Annotated in this window: 18 protein-coding genes and 2 tRNA genes; 5 read left to right on the top strand and 15 right to left on the bottom strand. The window is 64.1% G+C overall.

Annotated elements, in window-relative coordinates; genetic code table 11:
* Window positions 1–2: 2 nt before the first annotated feature.
* The 6 genes from ychF to Q0D44_RS16265 all read right to left on the bottom strand — a co-directional run bounded on the left by ychF (window position 3) and on the right by Q0D44_RS16265 (window position 6,246).
* The gene (gene ychF / locus Q0D44_RS16290) at window positions 3–1,103 is read right to left on the bottom strand and encodes a redox-regulated ATPase YchF (protein ID WP_294138009.1); all 1,101 of its coding nucleotides are present in this window, start codon (window positions 1,101–1,103) and stop codon (window positions 3–5) included.
* A gap of 71 nt (window positions 1,104–1,174) precedes the next feature.
* Window positions 1,175–2,803 carry an alpha-D-glucose phosphate-specific phosphoglucomutase gene (locus tag Q0D44_RS16285; RefSeq protein WP_294138008.1) on the bottom strand — a complete coding sequence of 543 codons (1,629 nt, stop codon included), beginning with the start codon at window positions 2,801–2,803 and terminating at the stop codon, window positions 1,175–1,177.
* Between the two features lie 89 nt (window positions 2,804–2,892).
* Window positions 2,893–3,462, bottom strand: a complete 570-nt coding sequence (gene pth / locus Q0D44_RS16280) for an aminoacyl-tRNA hydrolase (RefSeq protein ID WP_294138007.1) — start codon at window positions 3,460–3,462, stop codon at window positions 2,893–2,895.
* 152 nt (window positions 3,463–3,614) lie between these two features.
* The gene (locus Q0D44_RS16275) at window positions 3,615–4,229 is read right to left on the bottom strand and encodes a 50S ribosomal protein L25/general stress protein Ctc (protein WP_217674940.1); all 615 of its coding nucleotides are present in this window, start codon (window positions 4,227–4,229) and stop codon (window positions 3,615–3,617) included.
* A 235-nt stretch (window positions 4,230–4,464) separates the two neighbouring features.
* The gene (locus Q0D44_RS16270) at window positions 4,465–5,349 is read right to left on the bottom strand and encodes a TraB/GumN family protein (protein ID WP_294138006.1); all 885 of its coding nucleotides are present in this window, start codon (window positions 5,347–5,349) and stop codon (window positions 4,465–4,467) included.
* Between the two features lie 3 nt (window positions 5,350–5,352).
* The gene (locus Q0D44_RS16265; RefSeq protein WP_294138005.1) at window positions 5,353–6,246 is read right to left on the bottom strand and encodes a TraB/GumN family protein; all 894 of its coding nucleotides are present in this window, start codon (window positions 6,244–6,246) and stop codon (window positions 5,353–5,355) included.
* 134 nt (window positions 6,247–6,380) lie between these two features.
* Between Q0D44_RS16265 and Q0D44_RS16260 the strand changes: the two genes are divergently transcribed.
* From Q0D44_RS16260 to ppdK, 3 genes are all read left to right on the top strand, one after another.
* Window positions 6,381–7,253 (top strand): glycine--tRNA ligase subunit alpha, encoded by an 873-nt coding sequence (locus Q0D44_RS16260; RefSeq protein ID WP_294138004.1) that lies wholly within the window; start codon window positions 6,381–6,383, stop codon window positions 7,251–7,253.
* On the top strand, window positions 7,253–9,703 hold the full coding sequence (glyS, locus tag Q0D44_RS16255) for a glycine--tRNA ligase subunit beta (protein WP_294138020.1): 2,451 nt from the start codon (window positions 7,253–7,255) through the stop codon (window positions 9,701–9,703). The genes Q0D44_RS16260 and glyS overlap by 1 nt, the downstream gene beginning before the upstream one ends.
* 138 nt (window positions 9,704–9,841) lie before the next feature.
* Window positions 9,842–12,544, top strand: a complete 2,703-nt coding sequence (ppdK, locus tag Q0D44_RS16250) for a pyruvate, phosphate dikinase (protein WP_294138003.1) — start codon at window positions 9,842–9,844, stop codon at window positions 12,542–12,544.
* 42 nt (window positions 12,545–12,586) lie between these two features.
* Here ppdK and Q0D44_RS16245 read toward each other — a convergent pair whose 3' ends face one another.
* Entirely contained in the window at window positions 12,587–13,072 is a 486-nt protein-coding gene (locus Q0D44_RS16245; RefSeq protein ID WP_294138002.1) for a hypothetical protein, read from the bottom strand.
* Between the two features lie 142 nt (window positions 13,073–13,214).
* Here Q0D44_RS16245 and Q0D44_RS16240 point away from each other — a divergent pair.
* Both Q0D44_RS16240 and Q0D44_RS16235 read left to right on the top strand, forming a co-directional pair.
* Window positions 13,215–13,291: transfer RNA gene (locus Q0D44_RS16240), tRNA-Arg, on the top strand.
* 53 nt (window positions 13,292–13,344) lie between these two features.
* Window positions 13,345–13,421 (top strand) — tRNA-Arg (locus Q0D44_RS16235).
* Between the two features lie 8 nt (window positions 13,422–13,429).
* Here Q0D44_RS16235 and Q0D44_RS16230 read toward each other — a convergent pair.
* The 8 genes from Q0D44_RS16230 to Q0D44_RS16195 all read right to left on the bottom strand — a co-directional run bounded on the left by Q0D44_RS16230 (window position 13,430) and on the right by Q0D44_RS16195 (window position 22,075).
* Window positions 13,430–14,881, bottom strand: a complete 1,452-nt coding sequence (locus Q0D44_RS16230) for a cobyric acid synthase (protein WP_294138001.1) — start codon at window positions 14,879–14,881, stop codon at window positions 13,430–13,432.
* Between the two features lie 41 nt (window positions 14,882–14,922).
* Window positions 14,923–16,539 carry a pilus assembly protein TadG-related protein gene (locus Q0D44_RS16225; RefSeq protein ID WP_294138000.1) on the bottom strand — a complete coding sequence of 539 codons (1,617 nt, stop codon included), beginning with the start codon at window positions 16,537–16,539 and terminating at the stop codon, window positions 14,923–14,925.
* Window positions 16,536–16,973, bottom strand: coding sequence for a TadE/TadG family type IV pilus assembly protein (locus Q0D44_RS16220; RefSeq protein ID WP_294137999.1), 438 nt, complete (start codon window positions 16,971–16,973; stop codon window positions 16,536–16,538). The genes Q0D44_RS16225 and Q0D44_RS16220 overlap by 4 nt, the downstream gene beginning before the upstream one ends.
* Window positions 16,974–17,140: 167 nt before the next feature.
* Complete coding sequence (locus Q0D44_RS16215; protein ID WP_294137998.1) at window positions 17,141–18,040, bottom strand: PAS domain-containing protein; 900 nt, start codon at window positions 18,038–18,040, stop codon at window positions 17,141–17,143.
* A 284-nt stretch (window positions 18,041–18,324) separates the two neighbouring features.
* Complete coding sequence (locus Q0D44_RS16210) at window positions 18,325–18,546, bottom strand: hypothetical protein (RefSeq protein ID WP_119745953.1); 222 nt, start codon at window positions 18,544–18,546, stop codon at window positions 18,325–18,327.
* Window positions 18,547–18,576: 30 nt separating this feature from the next.
* A complete protein-coding gene (locus Q0D44_RS16205; protein ID WP_294137997.1) occupies window positions 18,577–19,836 on the bottom strand; it encodes an N-succinylarginine dihydrolase in 1,260 nt (419 codons plus the stop codon).
* Window positions 19,833–20,852 (bottom strand): arginine N-succinyltransferase, encoded by a 1,020-nt coding sequence (locus tag Q0D44_RS16200; protein WP_294137996.1) that lies wholly within the window; start codon window positions 20,850–20,852, stop codon window positions 19,833–19,835. Before Q0D44_RS16200 ends, Q0D44_RS16205 begins: the two co-directional genes overlap by 4 nt.
* A complete protein-coding gene (locus Q0D44_RS16195) occupies window positions 20,849–22,075 on the bottom strand; it encodes a hydrolase (protein WP_294137995.1) in 1,227 nt (408 codons plus the stop codon). Before Q0D44_RS16195 ends, Q0D44_RS16200 begins: the two co-directional genes overlap by 4 nt.
* Window positions 22,076–22,284 lie beyond the last annotated feature (209 nt).

The following is a 22,284-nucleotide window of genomic DNA, read 5'->3' as shown; positions in this document are numbered from 1 at the left end:
CGTCAAACGTTAAACCGGAACAGCATGATGTCGCCATCCTGCGTGACATAGTCCTTGCCTTCCGACCGCCACTTGCCCGCTTCCTTGGCCCCGGCCTCGCCATTAAACTGGACGTAGTCGGCATAGGCCATGGTTTCGGCGCGGATGAAGCCTTTTTCGAAATCGGTATGGATCGCGCCCGCCGCCTGCGGCGCCTTCGACCCTTTATGCACGGTCCAGGCGCGCGCTTCCTTCGGCCCTACGGTGAAGAAGGTGATCAGGCCCAGCAATTCATAGCCCGCCCGGATGATCCGCGCCAGGCCCGCCTCGGTCAGCCCCAAAGCTTCCAGATATTCGCCCCGTTCCTCGACCGGCATGGTCACCAGTTCCGCCTCGATCGCCGCCGACACGATCACCGCGCTGGCATTTTCCGCCGCCGCCTTCTCGAACACCCGCTTGGAAAAGGCATTGCCTTCAGACGCCGCAGCTTCCTCGACATTGCAGACGTACAGCACCGGCTTGGCCGTCAGCAGCTGCGCCTGCGCGAACAGCCGTTCCTCTTCCTCGTCACGCGGCTTGGTCAGGCGCGCGGGCTTGCCGTCGCGCAGCAATTCCAGCGCCTGTCCCAGCACAGCGGCGGCAGCCTTGGCTTCCTTGTCACCCTGAGCACCTTTTTTCAGCAGGTTCGGCACCCGCTTTTCCAGGCTCTCCAGATCCGCCAGCATCAACTCGGTCTCGACCGTCTCTGCGTCCGCGATCGGATCGACCTTGCCCTCGACATGGGTGATGTCGTCATCCTCAAAACAGCGCAGCACATGGACGATCGCGTCGGTCTCGCGGATATTGGCCAGGAACTGGTTGCCCAGCCCTTCGCCCTTGGACGCGCCCCGCACCAGACCCGCAATGTCCACGAACGCCAGCTGCGTCTCGATAATCTTCTGCGACCCGCCAATCTTGGCGATCGTCTCCAGCCGGGCGTCCGGCACGGCCACGCGCCCCTCGTTCGGCTCGATCGTGCAGAAGGGATAGTTCGCCGCCTGCGCCGCCTGCGTCTCGGTCAGCGCATTGAACAGGGTGGACTTGCCCACATTGGGAAGCCCGACGATACCGCAACGAAAACCCATTTGACTGCCTTCACTTCATATTCGATGGCGCGCCCGATAGCGGTTTCAGTCCCTATTGGCCAGCATCTCCATCAGGTAATGACGCTGGGCGCATCCATGCCGGTATAGCCGCTTATGTCCGCCAGCTCCTGCGCGGCGGCCACCAGCGGCGCCAGCGCGTCGCCCGTCGCCAGCGTGAGGTCGCCGTCGGGGGCCATATAGCGCTCGATATAGACGCGCAGCGTAGCCCCCTGCGTGCCGGTCCCGGACAGGCGGAACACGACCCGCGATCCGTCCTCGAACAATATGCGCACGCCCTGGTTGCGGCTGACCGATCCGTCGGTGGGGTCGGTATAGGCAAAATCATCAGCCGTGCTGATCGTCCCGCCGCTGTTGCCAGTTCCAGGCAAACTGTCGAGCTTGCCGCGCAGCGCCGCCATCAGTGCATCTGCCCGATCGGTGGCGATCGCTTCATAATCATGGCGCGCATAATAATTGCGGCCATAGGTCGCCCAATGATCGGCCATGATCGCCGCCACGCTCTGCTGGCGCACCGCGACGATGTTCAGCCATAGCAGCACCGCCCAGATGCCGTCCTTTTCGCGCACATGGTCGGACCCGGTGCCGGCGCTTTCCTCGCCGCAGATCGTCGCCATGCCTGCATCGAGCAGATTGCCAAAGAACTTCCAGCCGGTCGGCGTCTCATAGAGCGGAACGCCCAGCCTCTCCGCCACCCGGTCGGCCGCGCCACTGGTCGGCATCGACCGGGCAATGCCTTTCAGGCCCGCCTTGTATCCCGGCGCGAGATGCGCGTTCGCCGCCAGCACCGCCAGCGAATCCGACGGCGTCACATAGCAATGCCGCCCGATGATCAGGTTGCGGTCGCCATCGCCATCCGACGCCGCGCCAAAATCGGGCGCATCGGTGGCCATCATCTTGTCGTACAGCTCTTTGGCATGAACCAGATTGGGGTCGGGATGGTGATGGCCGAAATCGGGCAGGGGGGTGCCGTTCATCACCGTGCCGGACGGCGCGCCCAGCCGCTGCTCGAATATCTCGACCGCATAGGGACCGGTCACCGCGCTCATCGAATCGAAGGCAAGGGTAAAGCCGCCCGCGATCATTGCCCGGATCGCGCCGAAATCGAACAATTGCTCCATCAGATCGGCATAAAGGCTGACCGGATCGACCACCTCGACCAGCATATCGCCCATCCGACTGGTGCCGATACTGTCCAGGTCGGTGTCGGCGGCCTCCAATATGCGATACTGGTCGATGGTCAGCGTCCGCGCATGGATCGCGTCGGTCACTTTCTCCGGCGCGGGGCCGCCATTGCCGACATTATATTTGATCCCGAAATCCTCGTCCGGCCCGCCCGGATTATGGCTGGCCGACAGCACCAGCCCGCCAAATGCGCCCGACGACCGGATCAGGTGCGATGCAGCCGGCGTCGACAAAATGCCGCCTTGGCCCACCAGCACCCGGCCAAAGCCATTGGCCGCCGCCATTTTCAGGACGATCTGGATAGCCTCGCGATTGAGATAACGCCCGTCGCCGCCCACCACCAGCGTCTGCCCGGCAAAGCCATCCAGGCTGTCGAACACCGACTGGACGAAATTTTCGGCATAATGGGGCTGGGCAAAGACCTTCACCTTCTTGCGCAGGCCCGACGTGCCCGGCTTCTGGTCGGTAAACGGCGTGGTCGAAACTGTCTGAATCACCCGGAAATCCCCTGCATAACGCAATGCCCCGCGCCCTTATGGCCCGGCCTCGTCACTGTTCGCAATGCAGTTATTGCCAGTTCGTCCGTTCAGTTCGCCAGCCGCAGCGCGACCGCGTTCATGAACCGCGCATCGTCATTCTTGGCGAGCCACTCCGCCTCCGCGCCGATCGCGCCCAGCATGTCGGCCAGCGCGTCGTTCTCGCTCTTGTGATAATTGCCCAGCACATAGTCATGCACCCGGTCCTTATGCCCCGGATGACCGATGCCGATCCGCACCCGGCGGAAATCCGCGCCAATATGCGCGTCGGTCGACCGCAGGCCATTATGCCCGGCATTGCCCCCGCCACGCTTCACCTTCACCTTCATTGGCGCCAGGTCCAGCTCGTCGTGAAAGACAGTGACGTCCTGCGGCTCCAGCTTGTAGAAGCGCATCGCCTCACCAACGGCGCGCCCGCTTTCATTCATGAAGGTCGCGGGTTTCAACAGCAATATCTTTTCCGGCCCGATCCGCCCTTCCTGGGTCCAGCCCTGGAACTGTTTGCGGGGCGGGGAGAAGCGATACAGGTCCGCGATCAGGTCCGCGACCATGAAGCCGACATTGTGCCGGTGCATCGCATATTGCGCGCCCGGATTGCCCAGACCGACCCAGATTTGCATCTTCCCTTGCTCCTTCACGACAAAACCCCGTTCGCCCTGAGCGAAGTCGAAGGGGCCGCCTGAACGAAGTGAAGGCACTTCGCTTCGCTCAGTGGCAGGCTTCGACTTCGCTCAGCCCGAACGGGGCTTAGGTCAGTCTGACGGGAAAAGGCTTATTCGCCTTCCGCTTCCGCTTCCGCCTCGGTGCCGGCGCTCTTCAGAGCCGACGGCGCAACGATGGTCGCCAGGGTGAAGTCGCGATCGTCGATCGCGGTCTTGGCGCCCTTGGGCAGCGTCACCGCGCTGATGTGGATCGAATCGCCGACCTCGAAGCCGGTCAGGTCGACCACGACATCTTCGGGGATTTCGGCGGCATCGACGATCAGCTCGACATCATGACGAACGACGTTCAGCACGCCGCCCTTCTTGAGGCCGGGCGACGCATCTTCATTCTCGAAGCGCACGGGAACATTGACATGCACGGTGGCATGTTCCGAAACGCGCAGGAAGTCGGCGTGCAGCGGACGGTCCGAAACGGGGTGGAAAGCCACATCCTTGGGCAGGGTGCGGACGGTCTTGCCGTTTACTTCGACCATGATGACCGAATTGAAGAAGTGGCCGGTGCCGAGCAGTTTGTTGAGGAGCTTTTCCTCGACATGGATCGACAGGGGTTCTTCGTTCATTCCATAGATGACGGCGGGTACGCGGCCCTCACGGCGGAGGGCGCGGGAGGCTCCCTTGCCTGCCCGATCGCGTGCCTCGGCCGACAGCGTAAGCTGCTCGCTCATTGCGTGTCTCCAAAAGCTGGTTTGAGTTACTTTTCCCGCCACGCCTCCAGGGATGACCATAGCGGGAGCGCGGCCTTTAGCAGAAAAAGGCCAGAAAGCAAGCGGGCGGTCCAGCTACTATATCCGTTCGGGCTGAGCGAAGTCGAAGCCTTCACCTGAGCGCAAGCGAAGGACGCTTCGCTGCGCTCAGCGGAACCCTTCGACTGCGCTCAGGGTGAACGGGTTAGGGTTATCGTCACTGCACCCGCGTCACCGCAAACCCGCGCGCTTTCAGCAGGTCGATCAGATTCTCCCGCCCCGTCAGATGCCCGGCCCCGACAGCAATGAACGGCGCGCCCTTCATCGGTTCGATCGCCTTCACCCAGTCGCGGTTGCGCGCCACCAGCACCGCTTCCTCGACCATCGGGTCGGGCTGCTCGCCATTCTCATCCTCCTTGGCGATCGCGTCCATGTCGCCGGTGGTCCAGGCTTTGAGGATGCGATCATATAACCCTTTCATATCCTTGGCCTCATGCACCGTCTGCACCAGCAGGCGCGATTGCGCCGCTTGCGGCAGCGTGTCGAACGCGCCGAACTGCCGCTCGATCGTCTCCAGCCCGCCGATCGGCTTGCCCGCTTTCTTGAAGGTGGCGATCAGCACTGGCTCCACCCCGTCATCCTGACTGACATTGAGCGCCTGCTGCGTCGCCGCCGACAGCAGCATCGCCGCGGCCCAGCTTTCGTAGCCCGACAAAAGTTGCGTGCTGGTCCCTCCCTCGCTGATCGCCTTGTTCAGCGCCGCCTGCTCCTCTTCCGGCACCCGCCGGTCGAGCGGTGGCAGGCCCGGACTGCGGCCCATGGATTCGAACAGGGCCAGCGTTTTCTCCTCATCCTGCAAGTCCGCCGCCTCCAGCACGAGCCGGTCGGCCTTGGCCATCGCCTCGCTGATTGTCGGCGTTTCCCATGCCACCCCCTTGGGCAGCACATGGATGGTGCCAAACAGCCAGCCCTTCATCTCGCCACGCTGCACCTGCCACAGCGCCGGGCCACTCTTGGCAACCGGCGCGGGGGCAGGATCGCTGCCACATGCGGCAACCAGCGTCAGCGCGCAGAGCGCCAGAAAATGGGTGAACAGCCGCATCACTTACTCCTTCACCCGCCGGGTCGCGATGCCCAGCGCCTTCAACTGATCCTGCACGCTGCCCTTGCCCGCCAGATGCCCCGCGCCCACCGCCACGAACACCGTGCCGGACCGGTCCATCCGCGTCTTGATCCACTGCGCCCAGTTCGCATTGCGCCTGATCAGCAGTATCTGCGCCAGCTGCGGCGTCGCTTCCAGCGACTCGTTCATCGACTTCGCCAGCTTCTTGGGATCGCCCGCCTGCCAGTAGCGCAACAGCCCCGCAAATTCGCCCTCCATCTCAGGCAATCCATCAACCGTCGCGTTCAGAAATTCGACCTGTTGCGCCATCGGCAGCGTCGCGAAGAAATCGATCTGCTGCTCGACCGTCTCCAGCGCCTCGACCCGCTTGCCCGCCTTCACCGCCGCCGCGCGCAAGACCTTTTCCGCGCCCAGATCGGCCCGATAGCCCAGCTTCTGGAGCGGCGCGACCGACAGCGCCATGCCCGCCATCCACGGGGCAAAGCCCTCGAACGCCTGCCACGGCATGGCATTGGCTTCCATCGCCGCGCGATATTTGTCCCGCGCCGGGTCGTCCAGCCGGGCGGACAAGGCCACCCCGTCGCCAGCCAGCGCCTTGCTCATCATGACAGCGCCCATGACATTGGGATCGTCCGGCTCGACAATCTCCAGCACCAGCTCATCGGCTCCGTCAAACGCGGCCTTCACCCCGCCGCGAAACCAGTCGATCCCCGGTTTCATCACATGGACGGTGCCGAACAGATAGATGGTGGTATCGGCATCGCGTACCCGCCACATCGCGGGGGTAGCGACAGCGGGTGAAGTCGGGGCAGGGCGCGCCTGCGCCACGCCACTCATCATCAACAGCGCAGCGGCGCATAAACGAAGCATCTTCATGCCCCACACATGCGGGCAGGGCGGCCCAAGGGCAAGCCGCTTAACCCTGTTTTGCGCGCCTTTCCCTTGACCGTTTCAGCCCCATACGCCAATGCGCGACGCCAGGCTAAACCGTCATATCGCAAGGACCACCCGTGGCCGAAGGCAAAGCGCTTTCCTTTCAGGACCTCATCCTGACCCTCCATGCCTATTGGGGGAAACAGGGCTGCGTCATCCTGCAACCCTATGACATGGAAGTCGGCGCGGGCACCTTCCACCCCGCGACCACGCTGCGCGCGCTGGGGCCAAAGCCGTGGAACGCCGCCTATGTCCAGCCCAGCCGCCGCCCGACCGACGGCCGCTATGGCGAAAACCCCAACCGGCTCCAGCATTATTACCAATATCAGGTGATCATGAAGCCGTCGCCCGCGAACCTTCAGGATCTCTATCTGGGTTCTCTGGTAGAGATCGGCATCGACCCGCTGGTCCACGACATCCGCTTTGTCGAGGATGACTGGGAAAGCCCGACGCTGGGTGCCTGGGGGCTGGGCTGGGAAGTCTGGTGCGACGGCATGGAGGTCAGCCAGTTTACCTATTTCCAGCAGATGGGCGGCTATGACTGCAAGCCGGTCGCGGGCGAACTCACCTACGGCTTGGAACGGCTCGCCATGTATATTCAGGGCGTCGACAGCGTCTATGACCTGAAATTCAACGACGCGGGCGTCACCTATGGCGACGTGTTCCTTGAGAACGAAAAGCAGATGTCGAAATGGAATTTCGAGGTCGCCGACACCGAAAAACTGTTCCGCTGGTTCAAGGATTGCCAGGCCGAATGGCGCCAATGCATCGACAATGGCGTCCCGCTCGCCGCGTTCGAGCAAGCGATCAAGGCGTCCCACACCTTCAACCTGCTCCAGGCCCGCGGCGTCATCTCGGTCCAGGAACGCGCCAGCTACATGGGCCAGGTCCGCGACATGGCCAAGGGCAGCTGCGAAGCATGGATGGAATCGAACGGGTGGACCGCGTGATGACTGACTTCCTCCTCGAACTGCGCTGCGAGGAAATTCCCGCGCGTATGCAATTGAAGGCCAGCGACGATCTCGCCCGCCTGTTTACCGAGGAACTTGCCAAATCCGGCCTCACCCCCGGCGCGATCGAAAGTTTCGTCACGCCGCGCCGCCTTGCGCTCATCGCCCGCGATCTGCCGCTGGAAACAGCCGCCGTCAGCGAAGAACATAAAGGCCCGCGCACCAGCGCGCCGCCCCAGGCGCTCGAAGGCTTCCTGCGCAAGACCGGCCTGACCCAGGACCAACTGGAGGATCGCGACGGCATCTGGTTCGCGGTGGTCAACAAACCCGGCCGCGCCACCGCCGACGTGCTGGCGCAGGCCATCCCCGCCATCATCCGCGCCTTCCCTTGGCCCAAATCGATGCGCTGGGGCAGCGCGTCCCAGACCACCGAAAGCCTGCGCTGGGTCCGCCCGCTACAGGGCATCGTCGCGATATTGGGTGAGGATTTGATCCCGTGTGAGGTGGACGGCATCCAGTCCGGCTACGCGACGCTCGGCCACCGCTTCCACCACAGCGGTGAGATCACGATCGGCGGCGCCAGCGACTATGCCGAAAAGCTGCGCGCCTGCCACGTCATCGTGTCGCATCAGGAACGCCAGTCGATCATCGCCGAAAAGTCCGCGCAGGCCGCCGCCGCCCACGGCTACACCGTGGTCGAGGACAAGGGGCTGATCGCGGAAAATGCGGGCCTCACCGAATGGCCGGTCCCGCTGCTCGGCGATTTCGACCCCGCCTTCCTGGAAGTCCCGCCCGAAGTCATCCAGCTGACCCTGCGCATCAACCAGAAATATTTTGTCCTGCGCGACGCGACAGGCAAACTCGCCCCCGCCTTCATCTGCACCGCCAATATCGAGGCGAAGGACGGCGGCGCGGCGATCATCGCCGGCAACCGCAAGGTGCTGGCCGCGCGCCTCTCCGATGCCCGCTTCTTCTGGGAACAGGACCGCAAAACCCGGCTGGAGGACCACGCCAAAAAGCTGGAGCGCATCACCTTCCACGACAAGCTGGGAACGGTGGCCGACAAGGTCGAGCGCGTCGCGAAGCTGGCCCGCTGGCTGGTGGAAGAGGGCATCGTCACTTCTGGAACCCTCTCCCTTGAGGGAGAGGGCAGGGAGAGGGTGCTCGACGCTAATGATGCGCGCGACACTAGCGCAGAACCCCCTCTCCCCAACCCTCTCCCCACAGGGGAGAGGGAGCAGTTGGCCACCCTCGCCGAACAGGCCGCCCGCCTCTGCAAGGCCGACCTCGTCACCGAAATGGTCGGCGAATTTCCCGAACTGCAAGGCATTATGGGCGGCTACTACGCCCGCGCCGAAGGCCTGCCAGACGCGGTAGCCGACGCCATCCGCGACCATTACAAGCCGGTCGGCCAGGGCGACGACGTCCCCACCGCGCCGGTCACGGTGGCGGTGAGTTTGGCGGATAAGCTGGATACGATTGCAAGCTTTTTTGTTATTGATGAGAAGCCAACGGGTTCCAAAGACCCCTTTGCACTCCGGCGTGCCGCCATTGGAATAATACGAATTATTCTGGAAACGGGCGTGAGGCTGTGTTTGAGCTCGATAGTGAATAAAGCAGTAAGCAGCGCTGCGCCCGTTGACGCGACTATGACGCTAACGCCTTTAGCGCAGACTTACGCATCTATTGCGGAAGCTGCGGGTACTCAAGGATTGAGCGAAGCAGGGGAAACGAAGATACTGGAAAACTGGGATCGTCGAGCAGCAGCAGCGACTGTCGAATATGAGCAAAGGCTTGCGTCGGAGGAAGGATATATTCTCGACTTCTTGGCCGACCGCCTCAAAGTCCAGCAACGCGAAGCCGGTGTCCGTCACGACCTGATCGACGCGGTGTTTGCCCTGGGTGGCGAGGATGATCTCGTTCGCCTGCTCGCCCGCGTCCATGCGCTGCAATCCTTCGTCGCCACCGACGACGGCGCGAACCTGCTGGCCGGCTACAAGCGCGCCGCGAACATCCTCAAGAAGGAAGCGCCACAAACTCCCTCTCCCCAGCGGGGAGAGGGCCGGGGAGAGGGGGAGCGAGGCGAAGCCGAGCGTCCCGCTATCGACGTGGCACCCCCCCACCCAACCTCGGAAGGAGGCACGGGACTCCTTCCGACCCTGGAGGGGGAGGGCAATTCAGGCCTGTCCTACACGCCCGAAATAGCCGAAGCTGCGCTCATCGCCGCGCTCGACGTGGCGGAACCGCGCACGGCACAGGCGGTGGCGGCGGAGGATTTCGAGGGGGCGATGGCTGCCCTTGCAACGCTCCGTGCGCCCATCGACGCCTTCTTTGAAAGCGTGACGGTCAACGACCCCGATCCCGCGAAGCGCACCGCCCGCCTCGCGCTGCTGGCGCGGGTCCGCGATGCGGTTCACAGCGTGGCGGACTTTTCAAAGATTGCGGGTTAACGCAATATAATGTCGCGTTGACCGGGAAAAATGCGAAGTTAAGACGTAATAATCCTATTCTGCCGCGCATGATCTGGCTATGAATGCCAGATTGTTGCAATGCAATATAATCGGCAATCAGTGCAGGGAGTGCCGGGAATGAATGATACACAAGAGGCCATCATGACCACGACCGCAACACGTTATGTCTATCGTTTTGGCGGCGGCGTGGATGATGGCGGGCAGGGTGACCGCAACCTTCTGGGCGGCAAGGGCGCGAACCTCGACGGCATGGCCGCGATCGGCCTGCCGGTTCCCCCCGGCTTCACCATCACGACGGCCATGTGTACCCGCTATTATGAAGATGGCGGCGTGTATCCCGACAGTGTGAAGGCGGAAGTCGCCACCGGCCTTGCCCATATTGAGGGGATCACCGGCAAGACATTCGGCGACGCCGCCGATCCGCTGCTCGTCTCGGTCCGCTCCGGCGCCCGCGCGTCGATGCCCGGCATGATGGACACGGTCCTCAACCTCGGTCTCAACGACGAAACCGTCGTCGGCCTTGCCAATACATCGGGCGACGAACGTTTCGCCTGGGACAGCTATCGCCGCTTCATCCAGATGTATTCGGACGTGGTGCTGGAACTGGACCATGGCGCGTTCGAGGAAGCGCTGGAAGTCGCCAAGGAAGATCAGGGCTACAGCCTCGACACCGAAATGACGGCGGACGACTGGAAGGCACTGGTCGCCGAATATAAGGCGCTGGTCCAGAAACTCTGGAACAAGCCATTCCCGCAGGACGTCCATGACCAGCTCTGGGGCGCGATCAGCGCCGTGTTCGGTTCGTGGCAGTCGGAGCGCGCAAAAGTCTATCGCCGCCTCAACAACATCCCCGGCGAATGGGGCACCGCCGTCAATGTGCAGGCGATGGTGTTCGGCAATATGGGCGAAACCTCCGCCACCGGCGTGGCCTTCACCCGCGACCCGTCGACCGGCGAAAATGTCTATTATGGCGAATTTCTGATCAACGCCCAGGGTGAGGACGTCGTCGCGGGCATCCGCACGCCCCAATATCTGACGCTGGCCGCGCGGGAGCGGGCAGGGGCCAAGCCGCTGTCGATGGAAGAGGCGATGCCGGAAACCTATGCCGAACTGGCCAAGGTGTTCCAGATCCTCGAAACCCATTATCGCGACATGCAGGACATTGAATTCACCGTCCAGCAGGGCAAGCTGTGGATGCTCCAGACCCGCTCTGGCAAGCGCACGGCCAAGGCAGCGCTCAAAATGGCGGTGGATATGGCGCATGAAGGGCTAATCACCGAAGAAGAAGCCGTCGCCCGCGTCGATCCCGCCGCGCTCGACCAGCTGCTCCACCCCACGCTCGATCCCAAGGCACCGCGCGATGTTCTGACGAAGGGGCTGCCCGCCAGCCCCGGCGCTGCATCGGGTCTGATCGTGTTCGACGCCGACACCGCTGAGCGCCGCAACGAAATGGGCGACGCCGTCATCCTCGTCCGCGTGGAAACCTCGCCAGAGGATATTCACGGGATGCACGCGGCCAAGGGCATCCTGACCGCGCGTGGCGGCATGACCAGCCACGCCGCCGTCGTTGCGCGCGGCATGGGCCGCCCCTGCGTCTCCGGCGCAGGCGGCATTTCGATCGACACCAAGGCGAAAATCCTGCGTGTCGATGGCCGGGAGTTGAAGGAAGGCGATATCCTCACCCTTGACGGGTCGACCGGCGAAGTCATGGCGGGCGAAGTCCCGACCGTTCAGCCCGAACTGGCCGGTGACTTCGGCACGTTGATGGTCTGGGCGGACAAGGTCCGTCGCCTCAAAGTCCGCGCCAACGCCGAAACCCCGCAGGACTGCAAGGTCGCGCGCGAATTCGGTGCGGAAGGCGTGGGCCTCTGCCGCACCGAACATATGTTCTTTGACGCGGCCCGTATCACTGCCGTGCGCGAAATGATCCTGGCCGACAGCGAAAAGGGCCGCCGCGTCGCGCTTGAACGGCTGCTGCCCGAACAGCGCGATGATTTCGCGCAGATCTTCATGGTGATGGCGGGCCTGCCCGTTACCATCCGCCTGCTCGATCCGCCACTGCACGAATTCCTGCCCCATGCCGAAGCCGAATTTGAAGAAGTGGCCAAGGCCGCTGGCGTCGGCATCGAAGTATTGAAGCGCCGCGCCAACGAACTGCATGAATTCAACCCCATGCTCGGCCATCGCGGTTGCCGCTTGGGCGTCACCTATCCCGAAATCTACGAAATGCAGGCCCGCGCCATCTTTGAGGCGGCCTTGATCGTCAAGCAGCGTGGCGGTGAAGCGCCGATCCCCGAAGTCATGATCCCGCTGGTGGCTACCGCCAAAGAACTGGAGCTGATGAAGGCGATCGTCGATCGCGTCGCCACCGAAGTGTTCGCCGAACAGGGCGACAGCGTCGAATATCTGGTCGGCACAATGATCGAACTGCCGCGCGCCGCGCTCAAGGCCGGGGAAATTGCCGAAGTCGGGGAATTCTTCTCCTTCGGCACCAACGACCTGACGCAAACGACCATCGGCATCAGCCGCGACGACGCCAGCCGCTTCCTTGGCACCTATGTCGACAAGGGCATTTTCGCCCGCGATCCCTTCGTCAGCATCGATGTCGAGGGTGTGGGCGAACTGATCCAGCTTGCAGCCGAACGCGGTCGCAAGACCCGTCCCGGCATCAAGCTGGGGATTTGCGGTGAACATGGCGGCGATCCGGCCTCGATCGCCTTCTGCGAAGCCACCGGCCTCGATTATGTATCGGCCTCGCCCTACCGCGTACCGATCGCCCGCTTGGCCGCGGCGCAGGCCGCTCTGGCGAACAAGAAGTAAGGCAAAAGGGCGGGGCGCAAACCCCGCCCTTTTCTTAAGCGCTCAAACCGGCGTAGCAGCTCGCCCGAACAGCCCCTTGCGCTGCCCGCCGCCTTCCAGCGCGCGCGCCTGCTCGCGCCAATTCTCCCGCGCGATCGTTCCGGGCGTCAGACCCAGCCGCGCCTCCAGCGCCGCCTCCTGCTCACCGTTCAGCGCCGCGATCTGGCCATAGCGCTGATAGCCCGCCTCATTCAGCGACACCTCCTGCGCCTGGCTCAAACCCTTGATCCGGCTCAGATCATCCCGCTCGGCGGCAACGCCAGCGACAGGCGTTGCGCCAACCGGCACCGTCCGCTTCTCCAACTCGACGATCCGCGCATTGGCGGCCTCCAACTGCGCGTCGCGATCCTTGACCATCGCCCGGTGGGCAGCCTGCTCGTCGCGCCAGGCCCGGCGATATTTGCCGCGTCCGCTCATCATCAGGCCCAGGATCAGGCCGATGGCCAGCGCGACCAGCAGCAAGGCGATGTCATTCAGGGTAAAGCTCATAAGGACATCCTTTCATTACCGTCTCGAACGGCGGGCGAGGCCAAAAGTTGCCGCGCGGCCCCAGAAAGGCGGGATGGTCGGGCAAAAGTGAAAAAAGGGGCTTGCCCAATCCGGCGCGCCCTACTATCCGCGCCACTCCAGTGCACCCGTAGCTCAGCTGGATAGAGCATCAGACTACGAATCTGAGGGTCGGGCGTTCGAATCGCTCCGGGTGCACCAACATTTTGAAGGACGTCCAGTCCGGCTTTACGCCAGTCTATCATCCTTCCAGCGCACCCGTAGCTCAGCTGGATAGAGCATCAGACTACGAATCTGAGGGTCGGGCGTTCGAATCGCTCCGGGTGCACCATTTGCCTGTCATGACAGCGCCAGCGCGACCATCGCGTCGATATCGGCATGTTGCTCCAGCAGCGCCGCAACCTCGTCCAGCGCATCCTCCACCGTCTGTCCATAATCGGCCAGTGCCGACTGCCCGCCCAGCCGCCGCAACAATGCATCGCGCAGCGGTGCGCTGGCCAGCAGTCCATGGACATAACTGCCCAGCACCAGCCCGTCGCGGCTGACTGCCCCATCGGCCCGGTTGCCGTCCAGCATCGCAAAGGGCCGCGCGCAGTCCGGCCCGCTGGTCGCACCCATATGCATCGCATAACCGCTGAAATCCGCGCCCAGACCATGCCCCTGCACCAAGTCGAGCGCTTTGCCCGCCGACAATAGCGTGTCCACCTCCAGCAGCCCCAGCCCCGCTACCCCGCCCGGTGCCCCCTCCAGCCCTTCGGGATCGCTGATCGTCCGTCCCAGCATCTGATATCCGCCGCAAATTCCCAGCACCGCCCCGCCACGGCGGTGATGCGCGCGAATGTCGATATCCCATCCCTGCGCCACCATCGCGCGCATGTCCGCAATCGTCGCCTTGGACCCCGGCAGGATCACCAGCGCGGCATCGGCTGGGATCACCTGACCCGGTCCGATCATCCGCAACTCGACCGACGGTTCCAGCTTCAGCGGATCAAGTTCGTCAAAATTGGAGATACGCGGCAGCACCGGGCAGGCGATGACCAGCGGCGCATCGGCGGATGGCGCGCGCCGCTCCAGCACGACGGCGTCCTCGCTCGGCAATCGCGCCACGGCATCCAGCCATGGCACCACCCCCATACCGCGCCAGCCCGACAGCGTGGCAATCTGCGCATAGCCATCCTCGAACAAAGCCGGATCGCCGCGAAACTTGTTGATCAGGAACCCCTTGATCATCGCCGCATCCGCCGGGTCGATCACCGTGCGCGTCCCAACCACCGCCGCGATCACGCCGCCCCGGTCGATATCGCCGACCAGCACGACCGGCACATTCGCCTCGCGGGCAAAACCCATATTGGCAATGTCGCCCGCGCGCAGGTTGATCTCGGCGGGCGATCCCGCCCCCTCGACCACCACAATATCGCACTGCGCTTTCAATCGCGCATAGCTTTCCAGTACAGCGCCCAGCAGTTCTCCACGCGCGCTACGGAAATTGCCCGACCCCAGCGTTCCGCGCACCTGACCATGAACGATCAGTTGCGACGTCCGGTCGGCCTGCGGCTTCAGCAGCACCGGGTTCATGTCGGTATGCAGCGGCACCCCGCAAGCGATCGCCTGCAATGCCTGCGCCCGGCCAATCTCGCCGCCGTCGCTCGTCACCGCGGCGTTGTTCGACATATTCTGTGGCTTGAACGGCCGCACCCTGTAGCCGCGCCGCGCCAGCGCCCGGCACAATCCGGCGACCAGCACCGATTTGCCAACGTCCGATCCGGTTCCCTGTAGCATGATAGCGCCCATGGCTCCCGCTCCTGACGGCACCGGGCCGCCAGCGCAAGCCGTCAGGCGACGATCGCCGCCATCCCGCACCGCATCTGATGCACCCGCACGTCGGCATAGCCCAGTTGCACCCCCAGCGTTGCCGTCACGCTCGCCAATATCCCGTCGAGCAAGGGTGCGGTCGTCGCCAGCAGCGTGCCGATGGCAGGCACCAGCGGACTTAGGCTTAGATTGATGCCCAGCACGGACACCTGCACCTGCGTCCGGCTGGCAAGGCTCGCGGCCAGTCCCTGCGTCAGGTCGTTGGTGCTGACCCGCTTGGCTGTCTGCGCGGTGATCTCCGTGGGCGAAAAATGCACATTTTGCGGCTGCAAGCCACCCAGCGCGATATTGGCATAGCCCGTTACTTTCGTGCCTAGCACTTGTGCCAGCACAGCCGGGCGCGGATTGGCGGGCGCGTTGAAATTGGTCAGCGCCTGCACATCGACATCCGCCAGCGCCGCCGTGCCGATCGACGGCGTCACCGCCAGCGTCACACCGCGACCCGCCGACCCTGCCGTACAGTCGATCGCCGCCAGCCTCGCCTCTGCCGCCGCCAGTTCTACGTAGAGCGGGATACGCACCGACGCGATACCCGACAGCGCCGTCGCCGCATTGCTTTCCAGATAGAGCCGGGTCTGCGCCGTGCGCAGCACAACTGACTTGTCCGCTGTCACGCTCAACAAGGGGGAGCGCGCCTGTCCCTCGCCCATTATGAGCTTGAGGCGCGTGGATGTCAGACCCGGCACCGTCAAGTGCAAATCCATCGGCACCGATGTCCCGGACGGCGGGCTGAGGATCATGCGCAGCATCGAAAAAGCGTCCAGCAGCACATTGGGCTGCCCCGTTGCACTGGCCGCGCCCCGCATCGGTCCAAGGTCGATGATATCACTCAACCGCACCGATCGACCCGCGACCTGTCCAGCAATCGCCAGCAGCACCGCGGCGCTCTGATTGCCGCCTGCACTGTCGGCCATCGCGCCGATCACATCGGACAGCGGGATTTCGCGGTCGAACAGCGCGCCATAAGCCTCGCCATCGCGCCCCGTCCGCACCCGCAGTGCGTCGGCAACGCCCAGCAGGTCCAGGTTCAGGCTTGCCAGCCCCTGGCTGTCCATCACCGACAGGTTGAACTGCGTCCCGGCCAGGCTCGACAGCAGCATATTGGGCAGTCCGCCATTGACCGCGGCAAGCCCGGTGCCGATCGAGAAGGCCGCGGCATCCTGGCGCGCCGCAATCGCCCGCGCGCGCAGGTCGATGCCATCGCGCCCGACCAGCAGCCGGGCGAAGAAGAGCGGCGTGCGCCGTTGCAGTTCGACCCGCATCGCCCCGCCTTCGCCTGCAACGAAGCGATCGGGCACCGGAACCGCGCTGTCGGCACGGTAGCTGCCGCCCTCCAAGCCGATCAGCGCGATGCCGCCGACCCCGCTTTGTCCCACCAATTCTTCCGCTGCGCTGCGCCCACCACCGACAGCCGCCAGCGCCGCCGCATCGGCAATGCCCTGCAACTGCCGTTTGGCCAGATAGACCGATCCCAGATCGACAGCGACCGTCGCCGCGCCGGCCAGCATGAACAGCGATCCCGCCAGGATCAGGCTGATGCCGCCGCGCGCATCGCGCATCACGCCGCGCCCGTTCACGGCACCGCAATCCGTATGACCGCGCTGCGCTGCAGCGTCGTGGCGGCAAGGGGAATGGGGGTAGCCGCAAAGATCGGCGCGTTGCTCAGATTATAGCTCAGCGTCACCCGATAATAGCCGCCGCTCTCTTCCGTGCCGATGCTGATCGTCTGTGCGGCGGGCGCGGGGAAGGCGGCGCGGCTGGCCACAATGCTCTGGTCCACCAGCGCGCGCCGTTCGGTTGCGTCCAGGCCCGCCACTGCCGCCCGCGCTGCATCATTGGCCGCCTGTTGCAGGCTGTGGGCGGTCATGAACCAGCTGCCATAGACTAATATGCCAAACAGCAGGCTGATCAGCAGCGGCAGGGCAAAGGCTGCCTCAACCAAGGCGCTGCCCGCGTCATGGCGGGGCAGGGAGGCGATCGGCCGGAACCGGGGGGAGGGGCTTTGGCGCATAAGGACAGCTTAGCGTCGCACGCTCAACAGCCGGTTTGATCGGCTTGCGGCGGATAATATGCAAATTCCGCATGTCGCCGCCCCGCCAATCCTCAGGATCAATCGATCCTGATCCACTCCCTCCGAATCGGACCATGAATTTGCGTAAAAGCCGCGCCGACCGCCGCTTACTTGCCCTGTGTGGCCGCCACACGCTCGCCTGTCATCACGATCACCGCACCCTCGGTGCCGTAGGTGCCATGGAGTTGCGCGATTGCCGCCTCGACCGGCATCACCGCCCCGCCATTGGTCAGCAGCCGCGTCGCCACCCGCCGGTCGCCCTCGCCGCGCAGCACCCGCTCCAATTGCTCACGAAAATGCGGCCGCGCCGATACTTCCACGACGTCGGGCAGGCACACACTCGACAGCCTCTCTTCGGGCAGGCCGATCATCGTGCAGAATGTGTCGTCGGCAATCTCGATGAACCCGCGAGTCGATACGCGCACATAGCCCACCCCGCCATGCACGCTCATGGCTTTCAGGATCGCGGACTTGACGTCGGCCAGCCTGTGACGGCGCATGTCCGCGGTAATGTCGCGCAGCAGCAGGGCGATGCCGTCGCCGAACGGGAATGTTTCGAAATGCAGCCAGGTGTCGCTGCGGAACGGGGAGGGGATGTCCGCCGCGCTGGCTTCACCCGACGCCAGACTGTGGCGAATATGCGCTTCCGTCAGCGCGCCGGCAAATTCCGGCAGCGCCTCCCATAACGACCGCCCTTCCAGATGCCGGTCCCATCTTTTGGTCATCGCCAGCGCCACACTGTTGACATAATCGATGCTCAGGTCGCTGCGGCACAGGATCAGCCCCTGATGGATATGGTTGGCCAGCTCACGCATCCGGTCCGGCGCTGCGGCGGGACCATCGCTCACACCCAGACTGCGGAAACTCTCCACCCCCATGAAGATATGCGTCTCGCGGCCATGATGGGTGATCATCACCGGCTCCCGCGCGCCGACCTCCCGCCAATGCGCGAAATTGCGTACCAGTTCGGCGGCGGCAACGCTTTGCCCGCGACGGTCATCCAGCATGGCTCCATATCTCCCTGTTCATGTTTGGGAGGCAAGATACAGTGCCGGATCAAAAGGTGAATCGACAGACAACTCCGTTTCGGAGCGAAGCGCGATTTAGGGCCGATCGACATTCAGATGATGACGAGCCGAGCCGAAGGCCACCGTAGGTAAAATGGTGGTTTTCCGTGACCCTTGAAACGAGTCACGTGCCTCGTTTCAACGCAGCCTACTAAAAGTAGGTGAGCACCGGAAGCGCGGGAAACCGCCATTTGCAGGCCGTCAGGGCTGAATGTCGATTGGGCCTAGCTGCCGTAGGCGCGCTGATAGTCCAGCGCGTCGAGCATCTTGCCCCCCGCCATGAACACCGCGCCGGTGCAGGCCAGCGCCAGCAACTGCCCGCCAAAGCCAGGATATTGCTGCATATAGACGAGGCCGCGCTCCGATGCGCCGAGCGCGAGCGCGTAGATGATCAGGAACGCCTCAAACTTGGTCTTTATGGTGAAAAGGCGTTTGATGCGTTCCATTATGATCCCACCTGGCGTTGCGGCCCGCCGCTATGGGATTAGATCGCCCGAAAGCTGCAAATGGTCAACAAGGGTTAACCATGATTGTTCGATCCGCGCGATCAGCCGCGTGTCCGACAGGTCGTCCGGCGCGATCTGTTCGGGCCAATAGTCAGTGACGATCCGCGCGATCCCGTCCAGCTTCCCCTCATCCATCAGGAATCGCGGGTCGATCGTTGCCGGGACCGCTACGACCCGCAACCGCAGGCAGGCCGGGCCGCCGCCATTTGCCATCGACTGGCGCACATCCACCGGCACCAGCCGCCGGATCGGCCCGTTGCCCGCCACCATCTGCTCCAGCCATTGCCACACCGCCGGGGTCTCCTGCGCCTCGGTCGGCAGGATCAGCGCCATGCCGCCATCGGGCAGCGTCACCAGTTGCGCATTGAACAGATAGGATTTGATCGCATCGGCCAGGCTGACGGCGCTGGCTGGCACCTCGACAATCTCGACACCGGGCATCGCCGCGCGCAGATCGGCATAAAAGCCTGCCTTGTCGGCAAAGGCCAGTTCATGCGCGAACAGCACCCGCTCATTGGCGACCGCCACGACGTCATTGTGAAACGCCCCCGCCGCAATCGCCTCCTCGGACTGTTCGACAAACAAGGTCCGCGCCGGGTCCAGCCCATGCAGCCTTGCCACCGCCTTGCTCGCCTCAAGATGCTGGCGCGCGGGGAAGGGGCCACCCGACCGGCCATAGACGAATATCTCTACCCCCGCCGCGCCATGATGATCGCACAGCCGCATATGATTGGCCGCGCCCTCATCGCCAAAGGGCGCAGGCACCGGCGCATGGACCGCAAAGGCGCGCAGATCGGAAAAGGCGACCCGCAACTGCGCCAGCGTTTGCGGCCATTCATGGCTACGATGCGGCATGGTGACGAGGTTAGCGACGGTCAGATGGGTACGCCCGTCAGCAGTATCACTGGCGGGTGATACCGTCGCCGCATTGGCCGCCCACATGGAGGACGCCGACATCGCCGCCGCCCGGATATGCGGCTCGGCCGCGCCAATATCCGTCCCCAACTGCGCCAGCCATGTCCCGTCGGGCCGCCATTGCGGCAGGAACAGCCCCTGGGCCAGCCCCAGCCGGATATTGCCGCGCATCTTCTCGATACCCTGCAACGCCGCCGCGCGCGGATAGGCGACCGCGCCCGCATTGCGCGACGACGCCAGATTGCCCAGGCTCAGCCCGGCATAATTATGGCTCGGCCCGATCAGCCCGTCGAAGTTGATCTCGGTAACGCTCATGCTCGTCCCGCCATGGTGAAGCTCTGCCCCGGTTCCAGATGCAGCCGCGCTGCGCTGGCCGCGTCGAGCGACACTTCGCCATCCTCATCCTCGACCACAAAGCCATAGGTGCAGCGATAGTCGGCCAGCGTGCCGGTCGACACCAGCATCTTGACGCCGCCCTTTTCATGGCAGGATGACAGATTGACGTCACGCGCCGCCGCGATCGTTTTGAGCTGGTCGATCTGCCCCACCATCGTCGGCCCGCCGTCGAAAATATCGACATAGCCCGCATTGATGAACCCCTCGGTCTCCAGCATCCGCATCGCCGCCCGGCCATTGGGGTGGGGCAAGCCGATGACGGCGCGGGCGCTGTCGGTCAGCATTGCGGTATAAATAGGCGTCTTGGGCATCAGGTCGGCGATGAACTGGTTGCCGTTCACCGCGTTGAACTCGTCCGCCTCCTGAAAATTCATCCCAAAGAAACGCCCGGCCAGCCCGTCCCAGAAGGGCGACCCACCCGCCTCGTCGATCACGCCCCGCAATTCCGCGATGATTCGGTCGCCAAAACGCGCCCGATGCCCGCGAATATAGAGATAGCGGCTGCGCGCCAGCAGCAGCCCCAGCCCCTCGGCGCGCTCGCGCGGATGCAGGAACAGCCCGCCCACCTCGGTCGATCCCTCCAGATCGGTGGTCAGCGACAGCATCTGCGCCCGGAACGTCCGCGCCAGTTCCCGGCTATGCTGGGTCAGCACGCCCAGACGATAGGAATAAAAGGGCCAGCTCTGCCCCACGGTCGAGAAAATCTGGCAGGTGCCGCGCACTTGGCCCGTCTCGGTATTCTCCAGCACCAGCACGATCAGCTCGTCCTTAATGCCCTCGCCAGTGCGGGACAGCGCCGCCTGCGTCCGCTCCAGCTTGGCTGACAACGCCTTGCGATCGGGCGGCAGGTTGGTGAAGCCGCCACCGGTCAGCTTGGCCATCTCGTACAAGGTCTGCAAATCGTCCGCGCGCGCGGTGCGCATGATGAAGCTCAAGCGATCATCCCCTCTCTTCTATATTGTCCTTGCGCGATCCGCAGCAGCGCCAGCGCGGACAGTTGCGCCCGTTCAGCCAGGCTGTCGGTCAGCAGAAACTCCGCGTCGCTATGGATGCTCCCGCCGCGCGCGCCCATCGTGTCGACCACCGGCACGCCGCACGCCGCGATATTATTGCCGTCGCACACCCCGCCCGTATCGCGCCAGCCGATCGGCAGCCCCAGTTCCGCGCCGCATCGCCGCACCAGATCGAACAGCGCCAGCGCCTTGGCGTCCATGGGCTTGGGTGGACGGCCAAAGCCGCCATGGCAATGCAGGCTGACATCATGGTCGCGCGCCACATCGGCTATGGTCCGATCGAGCAGCGCCCGTGCCGCAACCTCGTCAGCGGGCGTCATCGGCCTGAAATTCACCCGCAACACTGCGTGATCTGGCACGACATTATTCGGCCCGCCGCCGTCAATCTTCGCCGGATTGCAGGAAAAACCCTTGCCGCTCGCCGCTTTCAGCCGCAGCGCCAGATCCGCCGCCGCCAGCAGCGCATTGCGCCCATCATCCGGGTTCCGCCCGGCATGGGCGCTACGCCCGGTGACGATGATCGAGAAATTGCCGCTCCCCGCCCGCGCCCCCGCCAGCGTGCCATCGGGCAGCGCGGGTTCGTAGGTGAAGGCGGCCAGCTTGCCCGCCGCCGCCTGCCGCAGCAGCGCGGCAGAGGAGGGGCTGCCCACTTCCTCGTCGCTGTTGATGAAGACATCATAGCCCAGCCTTGCCGTTTCGCCTGACGTCTCGAATGCGCAGAGTGCCGCCAGCATCACCGCCAGCCCGCCCTTCATGTCGGCCACCCCCGGCCCGTTCAGCACCCCCGGCTCCAGCCAGCGCAGCGACTGGAAAGAATGATCGATCCCGAACACTGTATCCATATGCCCGGTCAGCAGCAGCCGCACCGGGGCATCCGGCCTAACCGACAGATGCAGGTGCCGACCGGATTCGATGCTGTTGATCCGCCCATCGGCCGCGACCGTCTCGACCGGCGCGGCCTCCACCAGCCGCAATTCGCCCGGCAGCACGGCAAAAGCATCCGCCAGCAACCCGGCCATCACGCCGAGCCCGTCCAGATTGCGCGACCCGCTGTTGATGGCAGCCCAGGCCTGCACCTGCGCCAGCATCGGTGCCCCCGCCGCATGGTCCAGCACTGATTGATCGAGCGATGATAAAAGCGTCATCCCGCCGGGTCTATCAGACCCCGCGCCGCGCCTCCACCCCTGTGACAGCGTAGTCATTCTCCAATCCGTTCGTTTCGAGCGAAGTCGAGAAACGTAGCACAAAGGTTTCTTGCATCTTGCGGTTGACCTGAGAGCAGTTGCATTCGGGTTGACCGTCTGGGGTGGCCACCCCAGACGGTCTGACGGATGGGACCGTGGGTTTCTGGGTT

Source organism: Sphingobium sp. (assembly GCA_023266575.1).
GTDB lineage: Bacteria > Pseudomonadota > Alphaproteobacteria > Sphingomonadales > Sphingomonadaceae > Sphingobium.
Note: the sequence above shows the minus strand (reverse complement) of the source record. Positions and strands in the feature narration are given on the sequence as shown.

Bases quoted from the DNA above. Each gene is read 5' to 3' on its own strand.
- ychF (WP_294138009.1), bottom strand. From the start codon at position 1,103: ATGGGTTTTCGTTGCGGTATCGTCGGGCTTCCCAATGTGGGCAAGTCC.
- pth (WP_294138007.1), bottom strand. From the start codon at position 3,462: ATGCAAATCTGGGTCGGTCTGGGCAATCCGGGCGCGCAATATGCGATG.
- Q0D44_RS16275 (WP_217674940.1), bottom strand. From the start codon at position 4,229: ATGAGCGAGCAGCTTACGCTGTCGGCCGAGGCACGCGATCGGGCAGGC.
- Q0D44_RS16270 (WP_294138006.1), bottom strand. From the start codon at position 5,349: ATGCGGCTGTTCACCCATTTTCTGGCGCTCTGCGCGCTGACGCTGGTT.
- Q0D44_RS16265 (WP_294138005.1), bottom strand. From the start codon at position 6,246: ATGAAGATGCTTCGTTTATGCGCCGCTGCGCTGTTGATGATGAGTGGC.
- glyS (WP_294138020.1), top strand. From the start codon at position 7,253: ATGACTGACTTCCTCCTCGAACTGCGCTGCGAGGAAATTCCCGCGCGT.
- ppdK (WP_294138003.1), top strand. From the start codon at position 9,842: ATGAATGATACACAAGAGGCCATCATGACCACGACCGCAACACGTTAT.
- Q0D44_RS16245 (WP_294138002.1), bottom strand. From the start codon at position 13,072: ATGAGCTTTACCCTGAATGACATCGCCTTGCTGCTGGTCGCGCTGGCC.
- Q0D44_RS16230 (WP_294138001.1), bottom strand. From the start codon at position 14,881: ATGGGCGCTATCATGCTACAGGGAACCGGATCGGACGTTGGCAAATCG.
- Q0D44_RS16220 (WP_294137999.1), bottom strand. From the start codon at position 16,973: ATGCGCCAAAGCCCCTCCCCCCGGTTCCGGCCGATCGCCTCCCTGCCC.
- Q0D44_RS16215 (WP_294137998.1), bottom strand. From the start codon at position 18,040: ATGCTGGATGACCGTCGCGGGCAAAGCGTTGCCGCCGCCGAACTGGTA.
- Q0D44_RS16210 (WP_119745953.1), bottom strand. From the start codon at position 18,546: ATGGAACGCATCAAACGCCTTTTCACCATAAAGACCAAGTTTGAGGCG.
- Q0D44_RS16205 (WP_294137997.1), bottom strand. From the start codon at position 19,836: ATGAGCGTTACCGAGATCAACTTCGACGGGCTGATCGGGCCGAGCCAT.
- Q0D44_RS16195 (WP_294137995.1), bottom strand. From the start codon at position 22,075: ATGACGCTTTTATCATCGCTCGATCAATCAGTGCTGGACCATGCGGCG.